Below are 26,060 nucleotides of genomic sequence, written 5' to 3'. Positions count from 1 at the left end.
TACTATTACTCAATTTAATATCTAACCTAAAAAGCTTCGTGCGGACGATCCGGGGTGAGTGTAGGTTTCAATTGTTGTTTTTCTTCGAGCAAAAGCTTTTTCTGCGTTTCGGTAAGGGGTTGCAGGTTGCGGAGATCGGGTTGGCCAGCATCTACCCAACTGGTGTACCAATAACTACCTACGAGTTTAATGGCGAGCCGCATTTGGCGTTCTACTTGTCCGTTTAAACGTTGGTGATATGCTTTCGAAAAAGCGGCCGCGTAAACCCGTACCGTAGTGCCGCCCCGTTCTTCAAAAGCGTATTTCTTGTCAGCGCTAAAGCTGGCGGATACTTCTTTCTCAAACCGAAACACCGAATCTAAAGCAGCATTGGAGCGCTGCACAATCTTCCAGGCTTGTACCTGCGGCTGATTGATGTATAGCGCGGGGCCAACCAGAAAATCGTACTGATTACTTAATAATTCCGGCAACCGCGATTCCCATAAACCATGAATGCCGCGTTGGTTGGTAAACTGCCCGTTGTAGTTGTGGGTAGTGTGTAAGGGCACGCAAGCATCGGCTACGTAATGACCTAAATCTGCGGACAAGCGCAAAATATTTAACTGGTCGTGTTGCTTAAAAGCTTCGGTGAGCTGGTTTTTTACCCGGTTGATGTGCCAGGGCACGATGCCATGCTTGAGCAAAGAATCTTCGGTGTACTTAGTGAGTGCCGCCTGCCAGGTGCGGGGCAGTTTTAAAGCAGCGCTATCGCCGTACACATCTAAATCTATAAAATGGCGCGGACCTTCCTGAGGCAGCATGTAGCGGCGTTTATCGGGGTTCACGGCATTTTCGGTGAGGTAAGCCAAATGCTGTTTGTAAAAACCAATCATCTCAGGCGGTAGGGTAAATACCGCCAAGCGGTTAATGCGCTGGTGCGCAAAAAAGCCCCACGAAAAAACCTGCGGTGGCAACAATACCAATAACCCAACAACAACCAATCGAAAACGCATAGGCTCAAAAATTAAGCAGGGGATCGGGCAAATTTTTAAAATTTACACCCGCACGTCCGTTATTTGCAACCTAAATTCTTCTTGTAATTCTTTGTTAATCATTACGCCGGCTTTGGTGCCTTCCGAGGCCGCTACAATTACCAGTTGCATATCGCGGGAAGCATCGCCGGCTACGTACAAGCCCGGAATGTTGGTTTGCTGGTTTTTGTAAGTGCGCACTACGCCTTTGCTGGTAAAATCGCAACCCAAGCTGGTGGCCAGATCGCATTGCTGCTCCGAGCCCGTACTAAAAAACAAAGCTTCGCAGCGCATCCGGCGGCCACTTTCCAAAATTATCTCGGATAATTCGCTTCCTTCGCCTTCCAGGCGCTCAATAGGAGCGGTGCAAATTTTAATGTCGTTGGCTTCCAGCAAGGCCGTGTCTTCGCGGCGCAGTTTGCGGGTACCGTCGGTGTATAAAGTTACGTCGGAGCTCCAGGTTTTTAACGATAAAGATAAACCTACCGCATCGCGGCCTTTGCCGTAAGCGCCCAAAGGTTTGTTCCGCGATTCCCAGCCGTCGCAATACGGGCAGTGGTGCACACTTTTGCCGTATTTTTCTTCGATGCCGGGTATTTCGGGTACGCGGTCTTTCAGGCCGGTTGCCAGCAAAATTTTACGGGCTACGTAGCAATGGTCGTCCTGGTCGGTAACTTCAAAATAATTTTCTACGCGTTTAACGTCTTTAACTAATTGGTTTTTTATCTCAACGGGGTATTTTTTTAATTCTTCGCGGGCCAGTTTAATAAATTCTACGGGGTTATAGCCATCACGCGAAATAAATCCGTTCATGTGGTTCGACCACCGGTTTCGGCCTAAGCCCGAATCAAATAAGAGTACTTTGCGCACACAGCGCCCCAGCAACATGGCAGCGCTGGTTCCGGCCGGGCCGCCGCCCACAATAATTACATCGTACATGTCGATAACTTTTTTCGGTTAAGTAAACGAATTCAGGTGCCGGGAGTTGCTCTTAATTTTATCGGCTAAAAACAGGTGGTTCTTTAGGATTTATAAAAGAAAAAAGTTAGCTGTAAAACATATAAACAGAAGAACTGAAAACGGATTTAATAGTATAGAAAGGAAAGTGCCTGATAATGAGTAACTAAGTTTAAGAGTTGCCTTAATCTCAGAATTTTAAAAATTTAAAAAATTCTAACAGAGCATCTGCAATTATCCGTGTTATTTAACAACGGTTAAAATATCAGGGCAAAAAGTGAATATTTTTAAAAAAGTAGTGCGGTAGCGCGGTTTTAAATATTTACATTTGTTATAGCCGAAAGTGCCTAAACGAACAAAAGAAGCAGTATGAGAGCAAAATTACTTTCTATTTTAGGAGGAACCTTATTATCCGGGATGACCTATGCCGGAGGATTTCAGGTAAATTTACAAGGCCAGAAACAAATTGGTATGGGGCACGCGGGGGTAGGTTTAGCCCGCGATCAGGCCAGCATATTTTTTAACCCAGGCGCATTGGCGCGCATCCGGCAAAATGGCGTGCAGGTGGGCGTGAGTCCGTTAATTGCTAAAATAGCTTACCAGGAACCCGAGCCTGGCAATACTACCGCCAAAACCGATAACCCGCTCGGTACGCCTTTTCAGGTGTATGGCTCTTATGGGTTTGCCAACGACAAAGCCCGGGTAGGCATTGGCGTGTATACTCCTTATGGCTCTACTGTTAATTGGGGCGATACCTGGCAAGGCCGCTACGGCTTAAACGAACTTACCTTACGGGCTATTTTTATTCAGCCAACTTTTAGTTACGCGCTTACCGATAAGTTAAGTGTGGGTGCCGGGCCAATAATTGCGCTGGGCCACGTGAACCTGCAACGCAGCATACCCTTACAGGCCGCTAACGGACAGGAAGGCCACGTGGAGCTAGACGGCAATGCCGTATCTTACGGATTTAACGCCGGTATTTATTTCCAGGCAACCGAAAACTTATCGGTGGGTTTAAATTACCGCTCCAAAGTAAAAATGGAAGTAAAAGACGGCGATGCTACTTTTAGGGTTCCTTCGGCTGCTCCCATTGCTTCGCGTTTTCCGGCGGGTACCCAGTTTGATGCTACCTTGCCTTTGCCCGCTAATATTACTCTGGGCTTAGGTTTGCGCGCTACCGACCAGTTAACCCTTGCCGCCGATGTGCAGTTTGTGCAGTGGAGTGCCTATAAATCGCTGCGCTTTGATTATACCCAAACCGTAAATGGCAGCAATTTCTCCGAAAATGCCCGTAATTACCAGGATGTGTTTATTTACCGTTTAGGCGGCGAGTACGCCGTTTCAGATCAGTTTCAGGTGCGGGCCGGGGCTTACCTCGACCAGTCGCCGGTGAAAGATGGCTATTTAACGCCCGAAACCCCCGATGCCAATGCCTTAGGCTTATCGGTGGGCTTAAGTTACCAACTCACTGAGAAATTAGGCCTGGATGCTTCCTTTTTATATTTAAACCGGAAAAAACGGACTGATGCGGCTGATTTGTCGGGTGGGGTGCCGGGCACTTTTAAATCGGTGGGTTACATCCCCGGCATCGCCATTAATTATAATTTTTAAAAAATCATTCGGTAACAGTTTATATGAAAAATAGCTTACAAAAAATAGGGGCCTTTATTGCTGGCCTGTTGGTGCTGGCTGCTTGCGAACCAGAGATTAATGATGCGGTAAAAGTAAGTAAAGGCGATTTAAACCTGGATAAATACGTGGCCGTTGGTAATTCGCTTACAGCCGGTTACATGGATAATGGCTTGTACCGCGAAGGGCAGCTCAGTTCGTATCCAAATATTCTGGCGGGGCAGTTCCGGCAGGCGGGTGGCGGCGAATTTACGCAGCCTTTATTTACCGAAGAACAAGCCAATGGCAGCGGTTACCTGCGCCTCGCCGGATTTGGGGCAGCCGGCACTCCCGAACTTGCCCCAGTTACCGATAAATTAGCGATCCGCAGCCAGAACCCAACGCTTTATACTAAATACACCGAAGAAATAAATAACCTGGGCGTGCCGGGCATTCGGATGTCGGATATTTTAACTCCGGGTTATGGCAGTGCGCTGGGCAACCCTTATTTTGAGCGTATCACCACCAATCCCACGCAAACTTATCTGGCAAGAGTAGTGGCCAGTAATCCTACTTTTTTTAGTTGCTGGTTAGGCAATAACGATGTGCTGGGCTACGCTACCGCCGGCGCAGCTGCCAACGACATTACCACTCCGGAAATTTTTACTGCCAACACTACCGAAATAATAAACGCCTTAACGGCCAACGGCGCAAAAGGCATTGTGGCCACTATTCCGGATGTTACCGGTATTCCGTTTTTTACTACCGTAGGGCCAACCGTTAAAAGTTTATTAAGCGCCGCCGGGGCGCCCGGCATGATTGCTTTAACCCGCAAAGGGAGTGCCCGGGTACCGTTTGCTGTTTCGCAAATAAAAGATGCCACCGGCGGTACCATTTTGTTTCCGTTAACCGCCAGCGCTTACCTGCCCCTGGTGGGCCAGCGTACCGGCAAATACTGGCGCGATTTAGCCCGGCAAGCGGTGCCCACCAATCCTACCCTCGGTTTAGCCAACATCTTGCAAAACTTACAGGTTGATACTACCCAGCTATTTGGCCTAAGCGCCGGTAACCCGTGGCCCAGTGCCCTGTTATTAGACGATGCCGAGCAAAAAGAAGTAAGTGACGCTACCATAAGCTTTAACTCGGTATTAAAAGCCAAAGCCCAAGAGAAGAATTTAGCGGTTTATGATGCTTATGCTTATTTTAACAGCATTCAGAGTGGTTTTACGCAGAATGGGGTAAGTTACTCGACGGCCTTTATTACCGGTAATTTGTTTTCGCTGGATGGGGTGCATTTAACGCCGCGCGGCTACGCCATAGTAGCCAACGAGATGATCAAAGCCATTAACACCAAATACAATTCCAGAATACCTACCGCCGATATTACGCAGTATCGCGCCGTGTTATTTCCGTGATGAAAGAGCTTAGATTCGTAGAGAAAGCCGTTCCTGAAAAGGAGCGGCTTTTTTTATGGTAGTTATTCCGGGATGATGTAATTATATTTCGGTTTAACAAAATTTTAAAATTTTGCTTGTTTGCGGGTTATCCTATGTCTTTTGGTGGCGTTTGTAAAAAATTTACCGGCAATATTTCGTGCCTTAAAGATTATTGGTTTCCTTCGTTTTAATTTTTGGGGGAGGTGCCGGGTAAACGTACTCTAATTGGGCCGGGTTTTACCTAGGTAGTAAATCCAGAAAGAGAAATTTTTAAAAAAATACTCATGTTACGTACTTTTAGTTTTTTGTTCTTTTCTTTATTCCTGTTTCAATCTTTAAACGCGCAAAACTTACCTAAGCCTAGCCCGCGGCAACTGGCCTGGCAACAACTCGAAACCACCGCTTTTCTGCATTTCACGGTAAATACCTTCACCGATAAAGAATGGGGCGATGGCACCGAAAGCCCACAAATATTTAACCCTACGCAGTTTGATGCCCGCAAAATTGTAAAAACTTTAAAAGAAACCGGTTTTAAAATCGCTATTATAACGGCCAAACACCATGATGGCTTTTGCCTGTGGCCCAGCAAATACACCGATCATTCGGTAAAAAGCAGCCCCTGGAAAAATGGCCAGGGCGACGTTGTTAAAGAAATTGCGGATGCCTGCCGGGAGTACGGCATTAAGTTTGGGTTTTACCTCTCACCCTGGGACCAACACGAAGCTACTTACGGCACCGACAAATACAACGATTTTTACAAAAACCAATTAAAAGAACTGCTTACCAATTACGGCGAAGTGGCGGAAGTTTGGTTCGATGGCGCCAAAGGCAAAAACGCCAAAGACATGCAGTACGATTTTGATGGATATTGGCAATTAGTTCGGCAATTACAACCCAAAGCAGTCTTGTTCTCGGATGCTGGTCCGGATGTACGTTGGGTGGGTAACGAAACCGGTAATGCCGGCCAAACCTGCTGGTCAACCATTGATGCTACTAACTTAGCACCCGGTAAAGCTGATTCGAAGTATTTAAATACCGGCGATCCTAACGGCAAATCCTGGATTCCGGCCGAAACCGATGTATCCATCCGCCCGGGTTGGTTCTACCACGCTGCCGAAGACAGTAAAGTGAAAACCGGCCAGGAATTAGTAAACCTGTATTACCAATCCGTAGGCCGTAATAGTTTGCTTTTATTAAATATTCCTCCAAACCGCGAAGGTCTTTTCTCTGAACCAGATATCAAGAGTTTGTACGATTTCCGGAGTATTCTGAACGAAACGTTTAAAACTAACCTGGGTAAAGGCAGTATGGCTGCCGCTCTCACCGATAACCAATTAAAAACTCACGTAACCGTACCTGTGAACAAGCCGCTGGTACTGGATTTTAAAAAAACAATCACGTTCGATCGGGCTTTGTTCCAGGAAAATATTGCCAATGGCCAGCGCAACGCCGAAGCTACCCTGGAGTACTGGGATGGTAAAGCCTGGAAAAAAGTAGAAACTTTTACTACCATCGGTTACAAACGGCTCCTGCGTTTCCCGGAAATAAAAACCAGCAAAGTGCGGGTAACGGTATTGCAGGCTAAACAACCCGTGCAACTCGCCGAAGTCGGTTTCTATAAAGCTTCAGAAAAAGAATAAATTTAAAAAAAGGGAAATGTATATTTCCCTTTTTTATTTATCAGTTCTTTCACTGATAAAACGCGCCATTTCTTAACTTAGGATTATTTTAAAAATTAAAAACCTGTATAAGGATACGTTAATTCTAAAAATGGCCAGAACCGAAAATAGTTTTATTACTGCATCCAGTATGTCGCGCCGGAATTTTGTGAGCACTTTGGCTACAGCCGGCGCGTTGCTGCCAATGGCTGGTTTAGCTAATCCATTTACGCCCGTTTCACCGGTTAAATCAGAGCGGTTAATTTGTGTTTTCTCGAAGCATTTGCAATGGTTGGGTGTTCCGGAAATGGCGAAAGCGGTAGCCGATCTGGGTTACGATGGCATTGACTTAACCGTAAGAAAAGGCGGGCACATTGAGCCGGAACAAGCCGCCACCGAATTGCCCAAAGCCGTAGCGCAAATCCGTAAAGCTGGCTTGGAAGTGCCCATGATTGTTACCAACATCACCGACCCAAAAGATCCATTTACGGAACCCATCTTAAAAGCGGCCAGCCAGGCGGGCGTTAAGTACTACCGTACCAATTGGGTAAATTACGATCCTAAGCTGGGTATTTTAAAAACTTTAGAGCAGTATAAAAAACAATTCCGGGAATTAGCTGGGCTGAACAAAAAATACAACATTCGGGGGGCTTACCAAAACCATTCGGGTACTAGCGTGGGGGCAGCCGTTTGGGATATTTATGAATTATTAAAAGACATCGATCCACGCTGGTTGGGGGTGCAATACGATATTATGCACGCTACCGCCGAAGGCGGAGAGTCGTGGTTAAATGGTTTGGACTTGCTGCAAAAACACGTAAACTGCCTGGATTTTAAAGATTTTTACTGGGCCAAAAAAGACGGCAAATGGCAGCACCAAATCGTGCCTTTAGGTCAGGGAATGGTAAATTTTAAAAAATTCTTTAGCCTGATTAAACAATTTAATATTTCGGGGCCGATGTCTATTCACCTGGAGTACGAACTTGGGGGAGCCGACCAAGGTAAAAAGCAGATTACCATACCTAAAGACCAAGTTTTTGCCGCCATGAAGCGCGATTTACAAACGCTACGCTCTATGTTGCAGGAAGCCGGATTAGCCTAACTAAAGCTGTATTGCGTAGTAAATGTAACTTAAAGACGCCGTAATTGGCGTCTTTTGCATAAACTAGCTGGTCAGTGGGGAGGAATTTATGACAGATTTTTTAAAAAAATGAAATAGCTTAATTAAAATTTACCTGAACTTGATTTGCCGCACGTATAAAGCACGCTGTTTAGGAAGCACAAAGCTATTTAAGCAATGATATTATAATTTACATTTAACGGAAATTACAAAAACTAACAAACTATGAAATACAATGAACTGGCGGATAGTGGCATAAAAGTATCGGCAATTACGTTTGGCGCCTGGGCCATTGGTGGCTGGATGTGGGGCGGCGCCGATAAAGATGATGCGCTGGCCGCGATAAATAAAGCTTTAGAACTGGGTATTACCACCATTGATACCGCCCCGGTTTATGGCCAAGGCGTAAGCGAAGAAATTGTGGGCGAAGCTTTAAAAGGCAAACGCCACGAAGCCCAGATTTTAACCAAATACGGCATGCGCTGGAATATCGAACGCCCCGGCGATTTTATGGCTTCCAAAGATAACAACGGTCAGGACATAAAAATTTATCGTTATGCTGGCAAAGAAAGCGTGATTTACGAGTGCGAGCAAAGTTTACGCCGTTTGCAAACCGATTACATTGACTTGTACCAGATTCACTGGCCCGATGTAACTACGCCCATTGAAGAAACCATGGAAGCCATAGACCAGTTGCTGCAACAAGGTAAAATCCGGGCCTCAGGGGTTTGTAATTACAGCGCCGAGCAAATGCGCATTGCCGACCAAACCGTAAAGCAAGTAACCAACCAGGTGCCTTACAGCATGGTAGAGCGCAAAGTAGAAGCCGACGTAGTACCGTACTGCCTGGAACACGGCCGTGGTATTTTAGCGTACAGCCCCTTACAGCGGGGCATTTTAACCGGCAAAATCACCGACGATTACCAGTTTGAAGAAGGCGACCACCGGCCCAACACGCTGCACTTTAAACCACAAAACCGCAAAACCATTAATGCGTTTCTGCAGCAAATAAAACCCGTTGCAGATGGCTACGGCGTAACTTTAGCGCAATTAGTAATAAACTGGACCATTCAACAACCCGCCATTGTGGCGGCCTTAGTGGGTGCCCGTAATCCGGAGCAAGTAACCGAAAATGCCAAAGCCACCGATTTTATGCTTACCGCCGACGAAATTAGCAAGATCAATGGTTTGCTGGCCGAGGTAAAAATGGTTTCTTAAAATTAAAATTTTCAAAAATTTAGGCATTTACAGCCGGACGTGTAGTTTGTTTTTAACTGCAAAAACCTTGTTGAGCAACTCTAAACGGCAGGTATAAATGCTTAAATGTAAAAGCCGGAAGCAAGTGGTAATTTCACCTCTTGCTTCCGGCTTTTACGCTTTTATTCGGGTTATTTTTATACTGAAATTTTATTCGGGTTTTTGCTTTTAAACTCGGAATTAAAAGAATAATTTGCTTGCACCTTCTTAGTAATCAAAATTATTTCTTCCTGTTTTTATTTCTGTCGGTATGAAGCGGATGCTCCGGTTAGTATTGAGTTGTTGTTTGGGATTGTTGGTTCCGGCAGTTATCTTTCCTTGGTTGGTGCAAGCCTTAGCGCCCGCTAAAAAAACAACGCCAACCAGTTCTTTTAAACCTATTCCCAGCTCCTCTGAAGAAGCAGGAACTAATGCCCCCGCTTCTACGGTAAAAGTGAAGCCCGCAATCAGGTAAAAATTTAAAAAATCAGGTTACCGCTTTTGTTTACTAAGGTCTACTGACTCACGTAAATCCGTATATAGTTATAAGAAACCTAATAGCCAGATAACTAAAAACGAGATTAGTGTTCGTCGGTAACGGCTTGCGGTTTTGCCTGGTAGTATAACGTAGAGCAGTTTTCGGGCCGCAGCACCTGGCGGGCCATTTTTAAAATATCTTCCTGCGTAACAGCCTGAATGTGCGAACCTTCTTCGTTTACAAAGTTGGCGTCGCCCAGCAATTTACTATAAGCCAGGTTCATGGCGCGGTTTAACAGCTCAATTTCCGAAAATACAATGCTCGCTTCTGATTGGTTTTTAACTTTGGTTAATTCCTGTTCGGCTACTACTTGTTGTTGAATTTCGGCGGTAATGGCCTCTACGGCTGCATCGGCTTCGACTAAAGTAACGCCTTCGTTTAATTTGCCTTGGATAATAAACAAGCCAGGCTCCATAGAGCCCGTTAAAGAAGCGCTGATGGAATTAAATATCTTTTGTTCTTTTACTAAGGCGTTATACAAGCGCGAAGATTTTCCCCGACCCAAAATATCGCTGAGTAAATCGGCGGCGTAATAGCCATCATCCAGGCGCGACGGCATGTGGTACGCTTTATACAAGGCACTTAAGGGTACATCGGCTTCCACGTCTAAGCGGCGGGGCTGGTTTTGGGCTGGTTCAGCGGGCAACTGCCGGTGATATCTTTGCCCCGACGGAATTGGCCCAAACCATTTTTCGGCCAGGTATTTCGCTTTATCCACAGTTACATTACCAGCTACTACCAAAATGGCGTTTATCGGCGAGTAATGTTTCCGGAAAAAGTTTTTAACGTCGGTAATTTGCGCATCGGCAATATGCGAAATTTCTTTGCCAATGGTAGCCCATTTGTACGGGTGTTGCTGGTAAGCCAACGGCCGTAATTTTAACCAAACGTCGCCATAGGGTTGGTTCAGGTAGTTTTGCTTAAATTCTTCTACCACTACTTTGCGCTGCACTTCCAGGCCTTGCTCCGAAAAAGCTAAATCCAACATCCGATCCGATTCCAGCCAAAAACCGGTTTCAATATTAGCCGCCGGTACCGTTAAATAGTAGTTGGTAATATCGGGACTAGTAAACGCATTATTTTCGCCGCCTACTTTTTGCAAAGGCTCGTCGTAACTCGGAATATTAACCGAGCCGCTGAACATTAAATGCTCGAACAAGTGCGCAAAGCCGGTCTGCGTTTCCGATTCATCTTTCGACCCCACATCGTACAACACGTTCAATACTGCCATGGGCGTAGAAAAATCTTCGTGCACAATTACGCGCAGGCCATTATCTAAGGTAAATTCTTTAAAATCTATCACGAGTTTATCTTTTTTAAGTTAAATGTTTAGGAGTAGGTTGTACGCAAATTTAACCATCCAGCTTCTACTACCAAGTAATTCTGATACCTGCCAGGTAGGTTCGAGGAATAGGATAGTTATAGGCATCCAGGCCTTGCTCAGCAATTGGTAAACCTCCTGACTCCGGGTCGTAGCCGGAATACCTGGTAAAGGTAAACAGGTTTTGCCCAGATATATAAACTTTAGCCAGTAGCATTTTATTACTTAGGGTAAACTTGGGAGGTAAATTATAAGCAAAAGTTAATTGGCGCACCCGCAGGAAAGACCCATTTTCTATGTACTGATCAGAAAATACGGTGTTGCTATAACTACCATTTAATCGTGGGATGGACGTATTCGTATGTTGGGGTGACCAATGCTGGAGTAAACGCCTGGAGCCATTATCGGTGTTATCACTGCCAGTTGTATAAAAGTTATTTAAGTGCACCAAGGTTTCGTTATAAATCTTGTCGCCCTGTACACCCTGCAGAAATAAATTTAATTCAAAATTTTTAAAACTGAGATCATTATTAAAACTATAGGTAAATGCGGGATGGGTGCTACCTAATAAAGTTTGATTACTATTTAAATTCCCACTCTTGTCCAGGTTCCGGTATTTTACATCACCGGGCAAAGTGTATGAGTTAGGTAATTGGTCTTGAGATTGATAAAGCCCATCTGTTTTAAGGCCATTGATTGCTCCAATAGATTGCCCTTCTGAATATAGGAATGTACGGTTACGGGTATTCAGCAACACGATTTTCAAACCATCTAAGTCGGTTATTATGTTTTTATTTGCAGCAAATGTAAAAGAACTGTTCCAGGTAACGGCGCCTTTTAAATTATGGCTGTTAATGCTTATTTCTAAACCTTGGTTTTTTAAACCAGCCAAATTCTTTCTGAAATAAGAATATCCAGCGCTAGAGGCAGCTGGTATAAGTACTATGGCATCCGAGGTAGTTCTTTGATACAAGTCTGTTGTTAATTGAATGTGGTTTGATAATAATTGTAAATCAGCTCCTAAATTTATTTGTTTTGTTACTTCCGGATGGATGGTGGGGTCAATGAATCCACTATTAGTGTGATCCATATCATTACCAGAAAATTGCCCATACGCTGTTAATCCGTAGCTGGTCCGGAATTTTAAACTTTGGACAATCTGCTTCGATTGTTGTTGATGGATGACTTGCCAAGCCGCTGCTATTGCGGGTAAAGCCGTATACCTTTCTGGTGGACTGAACTGCGAGGAGCCATCTTTCCGCACAGAAGCAGATATAAAGTACCTATTGTTAAAGCTATAATGAAATTGTCCGAAGTAAGAGAAAAACTTGTTTTTACTCCGTTTACCTTCCTCGCTATATTCCTCAAAACCATTTCCGGATCGGCTTAGGTTAACTTTATTGATATATGAATTTTCCAGTTGCTGCCCGGCAAAACCACTTAGTAAGAAAAAAGTGTGCTTTTGCCAGCTTTTATGGAAACGCAAGGTCGCCTCTAACATGGGTGTTTTACTACTATAATTTATTTTTGTATATCTAATGTCGTTGGATAATCTGGCGTGAAAAATTTGTCTGCTCTCTTGTTTTATCTCGTTTACTCCATATTGAGCTTTTACTAATAAACCTGGTTTAATTTGATACTCTGCAAAGAAATTTGCCCAAAGTAGTTTACCTTCTTCTGAGTAGGTATTTTCGCGGAGCAGTCTAATTGGATTCCTAAAATGGTTGGTGGTATCATTTGGCTTAAAAACAGGTGGTGCCGTTAAGGTGTAATAAATACTATTTGGATCAGTTGGTTGGTTTTTGAGTGTACTAATCAAAGAGGAAATGCTGATTTTTAAATTTTTTCCAATTTGCCCGTCGTAGTTTAGCCGGAAGTTGTAGCGCCGTAACCCAGATTGGATAACGATGCCTTGTTGATTTAAATAGCCGGCGCTGGCAAAAAAACGATGTGCCTGCGTACCACCGGTGTAACTTAGCTGGTTATTCAAGAGAGGAGCTGTCCGGAATACTTCCTCTTGCCAATTGGTTCCTTTGCCAAAAGCTTTAACTTCGGCTGCACTATATTTAGGTGCTTGGCTTTCCTGCTTTAAGGCTTTATTTATCAATTCAGCGTACTCTGTTGCGTTTAATAAAGGTATTTGCCGGGGCGCTTCTTGCAGGCCAAAATAGGTGTCAAAAGTTACTTGGTTGGATTGTGCCTGACCACGACGCGTAGTAATCAGCACCACCCCGTTCGATGCCCGAGTTCCATAGATGGCAGCAGCACCTGCGTCTTTTAAAATTTCGATGGAAGCAATATCGTTTATGTTTATAGAATTCAGAATTGACAAAAATGAATTTGCATTGCCCGATAAAGTTTGAATAAAAGGTACACCATCCAATACGTAAAGCGGTTCAGCGGAATTGAATAAGGTAGATATTCCCCTTACCCGTACGGCAGCAGCAGCGCCGGGCATACCTGAATTTTGAGTGACCTGTACTCCGGCTACCTGCCCCTTTAAAGCATGATCTACGGATATAACGGCTACTTGCTGTAATTGCTTTTGGCTAATGGTAGATATGGCACCGGTAAATTGACTTCTAAATAGAGAATGGTTGCCAAGATTAACTGAATCGATGGTAAGAGTTGTATCTTGAGTACCTTTAAACCAATTATTAGATAATAGAAAAGAACTGTTGTGGGATAAAGCAGTTAATGGGAAAAGAGAAAAAAGAGCAAAAGAAAGTAAATATTGTTTCATAAAGTGATTTGCACATTTTATAAATATATAAATTTTAAAATATAATATTTTAAAAATTTTTCATTTTTAACCTTTCTGCTTTAAAACGTACGGTTACTAACATTCTGCTTAAAGTTTGCGGGTGTAAAAAACAGTACTGCCATTAATATTTTAACTAATTTTGATAGAATAAACGCAATTTTACGAATGAATTATAATCGCAAAGATTACTCCGACGATGACCTGTTGCACTTATACCGCGGTATTTTACTGCCCCGCATGATTGAGGAGCGTATGCTGGTTTTGCTGCGCCAAGGCCGGATTAGTAAGTGGTTTTCGGGTATTGGGCAGGAAGCAATTTCGGTAGGCGCGGCTTTGGCGCTCGACTCCGACGAATATATTTTGCCTTTACACCGCAATCTCGGAATTTTTACCTGTCGTAATATGCCGCTCGACCGGTTGTTTGCCCAATTTCAAGGGAAAACCACGGGCTTTACCAAAGGCCGCGACCGGTCTTTTCATTTTGGCTCGCAGGAGCACCACATTGTCGGCATGATTTCGCATTTAGGCCCGCAACTAGCCGTAGCCGATGGCATTGCTTTAGCCGACTTACTTGCTAAGAAAAAGAAAGTAACTCTGGTATTTAGCGGCGATGGCGGAGCCAGCGAAGGGGATTTTCACGAAGCGTTAAACGTAGCCGCCGTCTGGAATTTGCCAGTAATCTTTATGATTGAAAATAACGGTTATGGTTTATCCACGCCCAACTCGGAGCAATTTAAATTTAATTATTTTATTGATAAAGGGCCCGCTTACGGCATTGATACTTTACAGATTGACGGCAACAATGTAATAGAAGTGTACGATACTGTCCGGCAGGCTGCGGCCAGTATGCGCAAAAATCCCCGCCCGATTTTAATTGAAGCCATGACGTTTAGGATGCGGGGCCACGAAGAAGCATCCGGCACGAAATACGTACCGCAGGAATTATTTGAAAAATGGTCGAAAAAAGACCCGGTAGAAACTTACGAAAAATACCTGCTCGACGAAAAAGTGCTAACGGCGCGTTTACTAGCCGCAACCCGTGATGAGTTTAAAGCCAGCATTGATCAGGGCTTAGAAGCAGCTTTTGCCACACCCATGCCTACTGCCGATGCAGCTACCGAGTTAGCGGATGTATATGCCCCTTACAATCCTATTATAGAAAATCCCCAATCCGGTCAGCAGTCAGAAAAGCGCTACGTAGATGCCATTACTGATGCCCTTCGCCAAAGCCTGGAAAAATATCCCGAACTAGTATTAATGGGGCAGGATATTGCCGAATACGGGGGCGTGTTTAAAGCAACAGAAGGTCTGGTAGCGCAATTTGGGAAAGACCGCATCCGTAACACCCCGCTCTGCGAATCGGCCATTGTGGGCATTGGTTTAGGATTATCGGTTAAAGGCAAGAAATCCGTAATCGAAATGCAGTTTGCCGATTTTGTGAGCTGTGCTTTTAATCAAATTGTTAATAATTTAGCTAAATCGCATTACCGCTGGGGTCAAAATGCCGACGTAGTTATCCGAATGCCTACCGGCGCCGGTACGGCAGCTGGTCCTTTTCACTCCCAATCCAACGAAGCCTGGTTTTTTCATACCCCTGGTTTGAAGATTGTGTATCCTTCTAACCCTTACGATGCCAAAGGATTGTTGAATGCCGCTATCTCCGATCCCAACCCGGTAATGTATTTCGAACATAAATTACTGTACCGTTCCTTATCTGCTCAAATTCCGTATGATTATTATACCTTAGAAATTGGGAAAGCCAACTTAGTAGCTGAAGGTCCTGATTTTTCGATTATCACCTACGGCATGGGAGTGCACTGGGCTACGCAATTACTCCAGGCCATGCCTCAAGTAAAAGCCGATATATTGGATTTAAGAACCTTAATGCCCTGGGATAAAGAAGCTGTGCGCACAACTGTTCAGAAAACCGGCCGGGTATTAATTGTACACGAAGATACGGTAACCGGGGGCATAGGAGCCGAAATAAGTGCCTGGATCTCCGAGCATTGTTTTCGCTATTTAGATAGCCCCGTAGTGCGGGTGGGTAGTTTAGATACGCCGGTTCCTTTCTCACCACCCTTAGAACAAGAATTTTTACCGATTCAGCGATTAAAACAAAAAATAGAAGAGTTGCTGCAATACTAATAAATGAAATACAAGCAGTAAATTATCAAAAGCCCAATTTAGACCATGTTTTATTTAATGAGATTATTTTGAGGTAAATCGTGATAAATCTGGAGAAATAATGGAGTATCTAATTTTGTTATAATTAGTTTGTTACGAGGCTTTTTAGAAGTAATAGTAGCCTGATTAAAGAAATATAGAGCGGGGAAGGAGAAATTTTAAAAATAATATAGTAAAATTTATATATTTATTTGGTTTATATAATTTGGTTTGTTAATTTAGGCTTATATTTATATATTATTATGTTTAAACCCGATAGAAGCTATTTACCAGTGCTATTTAGAAATGGCATAACGTCCATTGGCGTTTTTCTACCGGTTTTATTAATCTATTTGGTATTGCTTACAAGTTGTAACAGCGGCAAAATTCCTTGCCCGAAAATTGGCAATAAGCGTGGGTTAGCTTTTTTTAAAAAAAAGGCTGATCCAACCATTCCCAATCAGGAAGGATTTGGCCAAAGTAAACCCACCAGTTACGATAAGAATGGATTAATGAAAAAGAAAAGTTATAAAAGCTTAAAGCAAAAACCAAAGCGTTTAAAATCAGTATAATAGGTGTATGCTGATATATAAATCGAAGTCATTATGAATACAAAACTGCTCTCCGGATTATTGTTAAAAACTACTTTTGTTTTTATAATATTTATGCTAGGTCTGCATATACAGGTATCTGCGCAAATTGCTTTTGTGGGCAACAGTCAGTTAAAAGCAGAAACTAAGCGTAGCAAACGGGAGGCGGCTCGTATTGATTCCGATTACAAAGAAACACATCTAAATACCAATTATTTTACGTATAAGAAGGGCAAAGCTAGCCGGAAGCGGGTAGAAGTAGAAGAAACCTGGGAAGATTACAAGTATAATAACCTAGACCAGTTTACTTATACCGAGCCCGTAAAACTTAAAATTAAACGCAAGAGTAACCGGAAGAAAAAATAATTAATGTATTTACGATAAAAAAAGAATTATTCATGATTCAATGGAATGCCCTTACCTCTGCCGAACAACTGGATAATATAAAAGCAGAATCAAAACAGCAACCAGTTATTATTTTTAAACACAGCACCTCGTGTTCCATCAGCGCCACCGCTAAAAGCCGGTTAGAGCGGCAATGGGATTCGGTAGGTTTAGAGAATGTGAAGCCCTATTATTTAGATTTGCTTTCTTACCGGACAGTTTCGAACCAGATTGCCTCTACTTTCGACGTACGACATGAATCACCCCAACTACTTTTAATTCAAGATGGCGAATGCACTTCCGATTGGTCGCATTTAGGAATTAAACTGGAAGAAGTAAAAAAAGCGTTGGTTTAGTTAATCAGATTGAAGTGAAAATTTAAAAAATAATTATAATTAGAAAGAGAAAGGAGTTCCGGATTTTGCTGCTACTAACAACTTAGCCAGCAAACCCGGAACTTCTTTTTTTAGCTGCTGAGATGGCAAAGGTTAAGTTTTACTTTGATACAATGAAACAACGGTAATAGCGTTTAATTTTTGATAAAAGGTCAGCTTAAATTATGGGCATAAAATTTATTTTAACCGGGTAATAGGCAACCGTATTGCCTGTATAATACTTTGTTGAAAGAGTCCAAGGTTTATTCCTTCCTTCGTGATTTTCTCAGGATCTAAATTTTAATTTCAACAGTTTTAAGTTAAATAGCAATAAGATAAAGTTGGTGTTTTCTTTGAAGTAGTTTTTTTGAAAATAGCGTATTGGGAAGGGTTCTTTTGTGGCGAACTGGATAATACTTTTTATTAATATATAAGTTTAATAGCAGAGGTAACTAACTAAAATAGAAAATATTATCTGGATAAACTTATTTTTGAGGTGCCCGTAAATTTATTTAATTTTAACCAATTTAAATGGTTATCAAAGTGTTAAAATATATACTTTTTTTCTTTACTCTTAGTTTAGCTACCATACCTACCTACGCGCAGCAAGACGACCAATTGCCGCAAAAAGAGTTTACTTATGGTATTAATTTTAATACCAACGGCGGGCTTATTGGGGGCGGTGTAATTAAATCGTCGCGCTACTTACAAAACAACTGGTTTAAATTTTGGGCTTTAGAAGTAGTAGAAGTAAAGCACCCCAAAGAAAACCGCAGCTACTCGGCCAGCACCGGCAACTCCTTTATATACGGAAAAGCTAATTACTTATTTGTACTTCGCCCCGAAATTGGCCGCGAATACGTTTTCTTCCGGAAAGCGCCGGAAGCGGGAGTGCAGGTTAATGGCTTTTTCTCGGCCGGACCTTCTATTGGCTTACTAGCTCCTTATTATATAGTATACGACTACACCGATTATTCCCGCGGACCTAATGCCGTAGCTGATTACCGGGTAGAAGCCTACAACCCGGCAATCCACACCGATTTTGAAAATAGAATCCGGGGGAGTGCTGCATTCTTTACGGGTTTAGGCGAAAGTAAAATCCGGCCCGGATTGCATGTGCGGGGTGGGGTTAATTTTGAGTATGGCCGCTACCGCGAAGATGTTACCGGGGTAGAGGTAGGTTTTGTGCTCGAAACTTTTGCCAAGGAAATGGTTATTATTCCGCAAGCAGATAACTCTCAATTTTTTCCATCGTTTTATTTAACGCTGTATTACGGTCGCCGGAAGTAAAAAAAATCCTGTCTTTTTATTGCATTGCTAATTTCTTAAAAGCGGTAGCTTAATAAGGTTGCAACATCTTGCCTTATTTATTGTTATTAATGCAGAGCAATTGGTTACTTGCTTTCAGCTATCAAAATTTAAATTTTTAAAAATTTCTTAAATTAGTCGCTTAGAAAGGCAGCTTAATTTACTTTAGGTTTTACTGCGGCTAAATTGTAAGAAATTTATTGCATCCGAATAATTGCCTATCTTTGTATTATGGAAGAAATTGTTATGCTTCCGGTTATTCAGCCGGTAGAAGCGCCAGTCAAAGCGCGTAAGCCTGATTGGTTACGGGTTAAATTACCTGTTGGGAAAGAATACGCCAAGGTTAGAAATCTGGTAGATCAATATAAATTACATACCATCTGCGAAAGCGGCAATTGCCCTAACATGGGCGAATGTTGGGGAGCAGGTACAGCTACTTTTATGATTTTGGGTAACGTTTGTACCCGTAGTTGCTCGTTTTGTGCGGTGACAACTGGGCGCCCGAACGAATACGACCAGGACGAGCCGCGCCGGGTAGCCGAAGCCATTAAGCTGATGGGAGTAAAACACGCCGTTATTACTTCGGTAAACCGGGACGAATTAAAAGACCGTGGCGCCAGCATTTGGCACGAAACCGTGGTGCAGGTAAAGCAATTATCACCCGAAACAACCATCGAAACCCTTATTCCGGATGTAAAAGCCAATTGGGACGCTTTAACTACCATGATTTCGGCGGGACAGGAAGTGGTATCTCATAACATGGAAACCGTTAAAGAATTATACCGCATGGTGCGGCCTCAGGCAAAATACGAACGCAGCCTGGAGCAGATTAAGCGCATTAAAGCTTACGGCAAACGTACTAAATCTGGCATTATGCTGGGCGTAGGCGAAACCAAAGATCAGGTTTACCAGGCCATGGACGATCTGGTGGCAAACGGTTTAGATATTCTTACATTAGGCCAATACTTGCAACCTACCAAAAGGCATTTAGAAGTAGCCGAATTTATTCATCCGGATTTATTTGCCCATTACCGGGAAGAAGGACTAAATCGCGGACTTAAATACGTAGAAGCTGGGCCTCTGGTACGATCATCTTATCACGCCGAGCGGCACGTATTTATCTAAAATATAAATAGTTAAGTTTATAGAAAGCCCCGTCAGTAATCTGACGGGGCTTTCTGTTTTTAGAGCAAAAAATCAAGCTGGGTAAATGGTAGTAAATAAAAAAAATATAAAAATTTTAGTATTAATATGTAATTATATATAAAAGTGGAATCATATTTGTAATTGTATATAGTAATTATATGTATTACTAAGTAAGTTCGTGCTACATAATGACTTACAAAATGCTTTATATATTATAATCATTATATGAAAAGAGTATTACCCATTATTATCTTGTTACTTTTTGCAGCATTTCAACTATATGCGCAACAAGAGAAGGCTCCGGATTTAAAGGCAGCTCAAAATTTTGCTGTGCTAGGACCGGCTGGTATTACAAGTACAGAGGAAACGGTAATTTACGCGGATGTGGCAGTTACTACTGGTTCCTTAACTGGTTTTAATCCGGAAACAGACCAAGGACGGGTTCTTCGTAACGCGGAAGTAAACAATGCAACAGCCGAGGCTGTGCAGCAAAGTGCGAAAGAAGCCTATGATTTCTTAAAAAATCAGTCGGCAACCAATACGCTGGAGCCCAAATTAGGTAATGGTTTTACTCCCGAGAATGATCCGGCAGTTACAAACGGTATGGTTTTAACTCCGGGTGTATACAGCTTTAGCAGTCCTGATGTGCTTTTGTCTGGCCTGTTGCGGCTGAACGGCTTAAATCGCCCGGATGCCGTTTTCATTTTTAAAATAGATGGAAATTTAACTTTTGAACCTGGTTCTGTTATCAATATAGAAAGTGGTACCCAGGCAAAAAACATTTTCTTTCAAATTAATGGTGTTATGGTTCCAGCTACTTCTGGGGGCATAACAGGCGCCAACTCGGCTTTAAGAGGTAATTTTCTAGTAAATAACAATGATTCTCCTACGGGCGAAGCCATTCGGTTGAGCGATGGTGCCAGCGTAGAAGGACGTCTTTTTGCAATTAACGGCAGTGTTACCCTCCAGGATAATAATATATCTCTGGCCAATGTAATTGAAGCAGATTTAAGTGTTACTAAAATTTCGTCGCGCAAAAAAGTGCCAATCGGCGAAGAAGTAACTTTTACAATAACCGTAACCAACTACGGCCCGCAAGAAGCCACTAACGTGCAGGTAATAGAAGATTTTCCGTGGGCTTACATGGATGTGGTTAGCTATGATGTAGCTTATCAAAATACACCTGGTACGGCCGATGTTATTGTGGATCGTAACAATAAGATCTTCCAGTTTAAGCTAGGAAATTTAAAATTAAAGGAAAAAGTAATTATTACGGTAATTGCCAGAGCGTTAGTAGCTAAAACCGAAGTAACAAACCTGGTTTCTGTTTTATCTGAAGTAAAAGATTCGAATCCCACGCAAGATAATGCCCAGGTAACAGTAGAAATACCCGCAACTTCAGCTAATCTACAGGTAACCAAAACAGTAGATAAAGAAGTGGCTAATGTGGGTGATGAGTTAGAGTATAAAGTTCGGGTTGAAAATTTAGGGCCTAACCGGGCTACTAACGTTACCTTAACCGATATTTTCCCGGCCAATTATTTAACTGTTCTCGGTGAACCAGTAGTTAGCCCCGGAACCCTGTATACGCAAAATATTTCTTTCGATCCTACTTCACTGAGTAGTTCTAACTTGTTTACCATCGGAACGCTGGAAGTAGGTCCGGATAAAGCTGTTGAGTTAATAATCAGAGCCCGTATTATTAAAAGTGGTAAAATAATCAACAGAGCTGAGATATCTAATAATGCGGTAACGGACCCCACCAGCCTAAATAACCGAGCCACGGTTACTACAATTGCAGGTGATGTGCCACGAGCAGATTTGCAAATCACGAAAACGGCTGATAATGCTACCGTAGCGTTAGGTTCTGAAGTAACGTATACCCTTACAGTGCGCAATAACGGCCCGAAAGAAGCTACCGGGATAGTTATAACCGATGAATTATTTAACGATTTAAAAAATGATCTTACATATGTTCGTTCTTCTCCGGAAGCTGTATTTGATAATATTGCCGGTGTTTACACCTGGGATGTAGGCAGTTTAGCGGTCGGGGCTCAAACTTCCGTTACCATAACAGCAATTCCCACTATTGTAGGTCAAGTATGGAATACGGCTCGGGTTACTGGTAATCAGGTAGATTTAAAGCCATCAAACGACGTATCTCAGGTTGTAATTTGCGTAACACCCCGGGTTCCGGTATTAATTGCGGGCAAAACACAAGTATGTGTGGGGGATATTATAACCTATTCCGTAGAAAATTCAAATGGAGTTACCGGTTTTCAATACAACCTGCCTAAAGGATTTACCAAAATAACTGGTTCTGGTAGCACCATTGTAGTGAGAGTAGATGCAACGGCCCAAGAAAACTCCGAGATATCTATTGTTCCACTTAACTTAAATAATGTTTGCGCTAACGGGGAACCTTTAGTGGTGCGTGTAAAAGTAAATCAGGCGCCGGTACTACCTGAAGCTATTAACGGACCGCTTGCTTTTTGTGCTGGTTCAGAGCAAACATTTAGTGTTGCTCCGGTTGCTGGTGCTGCAACTTATACCTGGAGTGTACCCGCAAACTGGCAAATTCGGTCTGGCCAAAATACTACAAGCATTACCGTAATCGTAGGTACTAATCCAGGTACAGTATCTGTTTCAATTGCTAACACATGCGGAGTGGGTGGTAGTGTAACAACCAGCAATATTACACCAACTGCTATTCCCGCATTACCAGTTATTACCGATAAAAGTGGTGCGTGTTCCGGCTTAATGTACTCTATCAATGAGGTGCCAGGGGCAAGCAGCTATACCTGGACTGTTCCAGAGGGCTTTACCATTGTGGCCGGCCAGGGTACAACTACCATTAAAGTTGCTGCCGATGGTTTAGATCGCAAAGGTACCATTACGGTTATAGCAAACAATGTAAATGGCTGTTCTAGTGCAGCCGCTACCTTGGCAGCAGATGCCAGAGCTGCCGATGCAAACCTGATTTTCCCAACTGCCTTTACTCCAAACGGCGATGGTAAAAATGAAACCTGGGAAGTGAAAAACCTGACTAAGTTCCCCGAAAATGAGGTTCAGATTATTAACCGCTGGGGTAATGAAGTATACCGGGCTAAAAATTACCAAAACGATTGGCGGGCAAATGGCCTAGGCGAAGCTACTTACTTTTATGTACTGCGGGTAAAATTATGCGACAATACCACCAAAGTTTACCGGGGTTATATCACTGTAGTAAGATAATCAACAACGAAAATTGAAAAATTTAAATATGAAATTACGTTTATTTATTCTTGCCATGCTGGTGTCTTTTAGTACCCTAGCGCAGCAAAAACCGCAGTATACCCAATACATCTTCAATGGCTTGGTTATAAATCCTGCTTACGCGGGCAGTAAAGATGTGATCCACTTAAACGCCTTTTATCGGACGCAATGGACCGGTCTGGAAGGAGCTCCCACTACGCAGTCTTTCAGTATTGATGGCGTAACTAAATCTAACCGGATAGGTATTGGTGCTCAAGCTGTTAACGATCAGATTGGGGCTCAGCGGCGAACTTCTGCCACCATCAATGGCGCTGTAAAATTAAATGTGTCTGAAACAGGCGTGTTAAGTTTAGGAGTAGCCGCTGGTGCATCGCAATTTAGAATAGACCGGAACAAACTAACTACCATAGATCCAGATGATCCTACCATTATTAACGCGGAAACAAATGTTATTAATCCGGATTTAAGAGTTGGTTTATACTTTCATACGGACCGGTTTTATTTAGGCATGTCAGCCACTGACTTGATTGGGGCAAACCGGGAATTTGCCTTTAACACCGACCGCAACTATTTTCTTACGGCTGGTTACGTTTTCGATTTAGGAGAACATTTAAAGTTTAAGCCTTCTGTTCTGATGAAAGAAAACTTCCAGGGGCCTACCAATATTGATGTAAATGCATTCTTATTAATCGAGAACCGTATTTGGTTGGGTGGCTCTTACCGGACTGCTGCCAATATTTTTAAAAATAATTTTGAAGCAACCAGTTTAACTGCCAAAGATGCCGTTTCTGCCATAGGAGAGATATTCTTATCACCTAAGCTTCGGTTGGGTTACTCCTACGATTTCACCCTAACGCAGTTAAATAATTACAGTACGCATGAGTTTTCTTTAGGGGTTTTACTCTTCAAGAAAGCAGAAACTAAAATGTTGACTCCCCAATATTTTTAAAAATTAGCTACTCGATTACCATGAAATATACTTATACAAACGTTTTTATTTTATTACTGGTAGTTGCACTAGGCAGCTTACCTGCCCGATTGCAGGCTCAATCGGCTCTCCGGAAAGCGGACCAATATTTTAATAGCTATAAATATGCTCTGGCAATAGAAGAATACAAGAAGGCTATTGAAAGCAAACCACCTACGCTGGCTGTTATGCAACGTTTAGCCGATGCTAACCGGCTCAGCAACCGTTCGGTAGCAGCGGAGTCTTGGTACGCCGAAGTAGTGAAAAACCCGGAAGCAGACCCCATAAACATTATGTACTATGCCCAAATGCTTCATACCAATGGCAAGTACGATGAAGCTAAAGTACAATACCTGCAATACGCCGAAAAGCAACCTGCTGAAGCTGCCCAAGCACGTAAGTTAGCGGATGCCTGCGATACTGCAGCGCAATGGTTAAAACGTTCTCCTTTGTTTGAGGTAAAAGCAGCTACAGAACTTAACACGTTGTACTCTGATTTTAGCCCAATTCCGTATAAGAATGGCATTATCTTCACTTCGGACCGGAGCGTAGCTGGAGCGGGAAAAACCAAAGAGAAAATTTTCGGTTGGACTGGCCGTCCTTATTTAAAGTTGTACTCCAGCGAAAAAAATGGGCTTACCTGGTCTAAACCAACTCTGCTAACTTCTAACATTAATGCAACTTACCATAATGGTCCGGCCGCTTTAGATTCCGTTAAATCTACCATTTACTTTACGCGCACTAATCTGGTAAAATTAAAAAATACAAAGGCTAATCCGGACCCAACCAGTTGGGTAGAAAATCCATTTGCTTCTGGTTTTATTAACCGCCTGGAAATCTATTTTGCTGAGAAACAAGGTGAAAAATGGGCGGATGCTAAGCCTTTTGCTTATAATAAAATAGAAGAATATTCGGTAGGCCATCCTGTTCTATCACCCGATGGGAACCTCCTTTACTTTGTTTCGGATATGCCCGGTGGTTTTGGCCTTACTGATATCTACTACTGCGAACGTATGGGCAATGGCTCCTGGAGCAAACCAGTAAATGCCGGTAATACTATTAATACCAGCGGACGCGAAATGTTTCCTGCTTTCGATCAAAATGGAACCCTGTACTTTTCTTCTGATGGACATGCCGGTTTCGGCGGACTTGATTTGTTTTCTGCTAAAGGCGAACGTTCAACGTGGTCAGCGGTAACTAATTTAATGGCGCCTATCAATTCTTCGCGGAACGATTACGGCATGTTAGTAGAAGGCGCCGGACAAACCGGTTTGTTTTCTTCCGATCGTTTTAGCGAGGAAGCAACAGCAGATATTTATAGCTTTTCTATGATTCAGCAGCCTGCTGTACTAGCCGTAACTACTTTAGAGCGTTTAGCCGGCCAGATTGGTAAAAAAAGTTTAATGCCTCTCAGCAATGTTCGTTTGCGTTTAACCCAACCCAATAGCCGTGACTCCATAATAGTTACCTCTGATAAAAAAGGACATTATTACTTCAATGTATTTAAAGGAAATAATTATGCTTTGCTAGGATCTAAAGCTAATTTCTTAACCCAGCCAGCAGACGTGCAGATTTCTTTAAATGCGCCAGATACCGTAAATGTTACTTTACTTTTTGATCGCATTCAAACAAATACCCCTATTTCTTTAGCAAACATCTATTTTGATTTAAATAAATGGGAAATCCGTCCGGATGCAGCGTTAGAACTAGATAAATTAGCCGCTACTTTACTGGCAAATCCTAAAGTGAAAATAGAAATGGGATCGCATTGCGATAGCCGCGAGGGAGATAATTACAATCAATTACTTTCTGAACTGCGTGCTGAAGCAACTGTAAATTACTTGGTATCTCAAGGTGTAGCCCGGGAACGGTTAACAGCCCGAGGGTACGGCGAGTCTCAACCGGTAAACAGATGCGTAGATGGCGTTTCTTGTTCGGAAGAAGAACACCAACAAAATCGCCGGACTACATTTAAAATTCAAAAAGAATTAGCTTCGAAGTAAAAGCAACAATGCCCCAACAAAAAAGGCTTCCTTAGAGATAAGGAAGCCTTTTTTGTTGGGGATTATAATAAGTGTTTAAAATAGATATTTTTTAAAAAAAGTTAATGCGGCTAAGGTTCTAAAATAATTTGCATAGATAATGGTTATATCTAACCTATATTTACGATGTTTTTGATGCGAATGCCTGGTTGTTATGGCGATTTCCAAAGCATTTTTAATTTA

The 26,060-nt window shown here is 42.7% G+C and carries 19 protein-coding genes; 15 read left to right on the top strand and 4 right to left on the bottom strand.

All coding sequences use genetic code 11. The features are described from left to right. Positions 1–26 precede the first annotated feature (26 nt). Positions 27–992 (bottom strand): zinc dependent phospholipase C family protein, encoded by a 966-nt coding sequence (locus HUW51_RS03010; RefSeq protein ID WP_185272526.1) that lies wholly within the window; start codon positions 990–992, stop codon positions 27–29. A 42-nt stretch (positions 993–1,034) separates the two neighbouring features. Then, complete coding sequence (locus HUW51_RS03005) at positions 1,035–1,949, bottom strand: NAD(P)/FAD-dependent oxidoreductase (protein WP_185272525.1); 915 nt, start codon at positions 1,947–1,949, stop codon at positions 1,035–1,037. A 387-nt stretch (positions 1,950–2,336) separates the two neighbouring features. Between HUW51_RS03005 and HUW51_RS03000 the strand changes: the two genes are divergently transcribed. From HUW51_RS03000 to HUW51_RS02975, 6 genes are all read left to right on the top strand, one after another. Continuing rightward, a complete protein-coding gene (locus tag HUW51_RS03000) occupies positions 2,337–3,578 on the top strand; it encodes an OmpP1/FadL family transporter (protein WP_185272524.1) in 1,242 nt (413 codons plus the stop codon). A 23-nt stretch (positions 3,579–3,601) separates the two neighbouring features. Then, entirely contained in the window at positions 3,602–4,990 is a 1,389-nt protein-coding gene (locus HUW51_RS02995) for an SGNH/GDSL hydrolase family protein (protein WP_185272523.1), read from the top strand. A 305-nt stretch (positions 4,991–5,295) separates the two neighbouring features. After that, positions 5,296–6,651 carry an alpha-L-fucosidase gene (locus HUW51_RS02990; RefSeq protein WP_185272522.1) on the top strand — a complete coding sequence of 452 codons (1,356 nt, stop codon included), beginning with the start codon at positions 5,296–5,298 and terminating at the stop codon, positions 6,649–6,651. A 130-nt stretch (positions 6,652–6,781) separates the two neighbouring features. Next, complete coding sequence (locus tag HUW51_RS02985) at positions 6,782–7,771, top strand: sugar phosphate isomerase/epimerase family protein (protein WP_185272521.1); 990 nt, start codon at positions 6,782–6,784, stop codon at positions 7,769–7,771. 243 nt (positions 7,772–8,014) lie between these two features. Continuing rightward, positions 8,015–9,007, top strand: coding sequence for an aldo/keto reductase (locus HUW51_RS02980; protein WP_185272520.1), 993 nt, complete (start codon positions 8,015–8,017; stop codon positions 9,005–9,007). A 289-nt stretch (positions 9,008–9,296) separates the two neighbouring features. Next, complete coding sequence (locus HUW51_RS02975) at positions 9,297–9,500, top strand: hypothetical protein (protein ID WP_185272519.1); 204 nt, start codon at positions 9,297–9,299, stop codon at positions 9,498–9,500. Between the two features lie 106 nt (positions 9,501–9,606). On the opposite strand, the gene HUW51_RS02970 is transcribed toward HUW51_RS02975, so the two are convergent. After that, on the bottom strand, positions 9,607–10,866 hold the full coding sequence (locus HUW51_RS02970) for a M16 family metallopeptidase (protein WP_185272518.1): 1,260 nt from the start codon (positions 10,864–10,866) through the stop codon (positions 9,607–9,609). A gap of 67 nt (positions 10,867–10,933) precedes the next feature. Continuing rightward, positions 10,934–13,627, bottom strand: coding sequence for a SusC/RagA family TonB-linked outer membrane protein (locus HUW51_RS02965; RefSeq protein WP_185272517.1), 2,694 nt, complete (start codon positions 13,625–13,627; stop codon positions 10,934–10,936). A gap of 186 nt (positions 13,628–13,813) precedes the next feature. On the opposite strand from HUW51_RS02965, the gene HUW51_RS02960 reads away from it, so the two are divergent. The 9 genes from HUW51_RS02960 (at position 13,814) to HUW51_RS02920 (ending at position 25,838) form a co-directional block, all read left to right on the top strand. Then, positions 13,814–15,793 (top strand): alpha-ketoacid dehydrogenase subunit alpha/beta, encoded by a 1,980-nt coding sequence (locus HUW51_RS02960; protein ID WP_185272516.1) that lies wholly within the window; start codon positions 13,814–13,816, stop codon positions 15,791–15,793. Positions 15,794–16,023: 230 nt separating this feature from the next. Continuing rightward, positions 16,024–16,383, top strand: a complete 360-nt coding sequence (locus HUW51_RS02955; RefSeq protein WP_185272515.1) for a hypothetical protein — start codon at positions 16,024–16,026, stop codon at positions 16,381–16,383. Positions 16,384–16,416: 33 nt separating this feature from the next. Further along, positions 16,417–16,767, top strand: a complete 351-nt coding sequence (locus tag HUW51_RS02950) for a hypothetical protein (RefSeq protein ID WP_185272514.1) — start codon at positions 16,417–16,419, stop codon at positions 16,765–16,767. A gap of 35 nt (positions 16,768–16,802) precedes the next feature. Continuing rightward, complete coding sequence (ytxJ, locus tag HUW51_RS02945) at positions 16,803–17,141, top strand: bacillithiol system redox-active protein YtxJ (protein WP_185274416.1); 339 nt, start codon at positions 16,803–16,805, stop codon at positions 17,139–17,141. A gap of 561 nt (positions 17,142–17,702) precedes the next feature. Next, the gene (locus tag HUW51_RS02940; RefSeq protein WP_228466919.1) at positions 17,703–18,449 is read left to right on the top strand and encodes a hypothetical protein; all 747 of its coding nucleotides are present in this window, start codon (positions 17,703–17,705) and stop codon (positions 18,447–18,449) included. 258 nt (positions 18,450–18,707) lie between these two features. Further along, positions 18,708–19,592, top strand: a complete 885-nt coding sequence (gene lipA / locus HUW51_RS02935) for a lipoyl synthase (protein ID WP_394353951.1) — start codon at positions 18,708–18,710, stop codon at positions 19,590–19,592. Between the two features lie 246 nt (positions 19,593–19,838). Further along, a complete protein-coding gene (locus HUW51_RS02930) occupies positions 19,839–22,847 on the top strand; it encodes an ice-binding family protein (RefSeq protein ID WP_185272512.1) in 3,009 nt (1,002 codons plus the stop codon). 28 nt (positions 22,848–22,875) lie between these two features. Then, positions 22,876–23,817, top strand: coding sequence for a PorP/SprF family type IX secretion system membrane protein (locus tag HUW51_RS02925; RefSeq protein ID WP_185272511.1), 942 nt, complete (start codon positions 22,876–22,878; stop codon positions 23,815–23,817). A 20-nt stretch (positions 23,818–23,837) separates the two neighbouring features. Next, complete coding sequence (locus HUW51_RS02920; protein ID WP_185272510.1) at positions 23,838–25,838, top strand: OmpA family protein; 2,001 nt, start codon at positions 23,838–23,840, stop codon at positions 25,836–25,838. Positions 25,839–26,060: the final 222 nt, after the last annotated feature.

This window comes from Adhaeribacter swui (genome assembly GCF_014217805.1).
Taxonomy (GTDB): domain Bacteria; phylum Bacteroidota; class Bacteroidia; order Cytophagales; family Hymenobacteraceae; genus Adhaeribacter; species Adhaeribacter swui.
The sequence above is the reverse complement of the archived record's forward strand: the minus strand, read 5'-3'. Positions and strand labels throughout refer to the sequence as shown.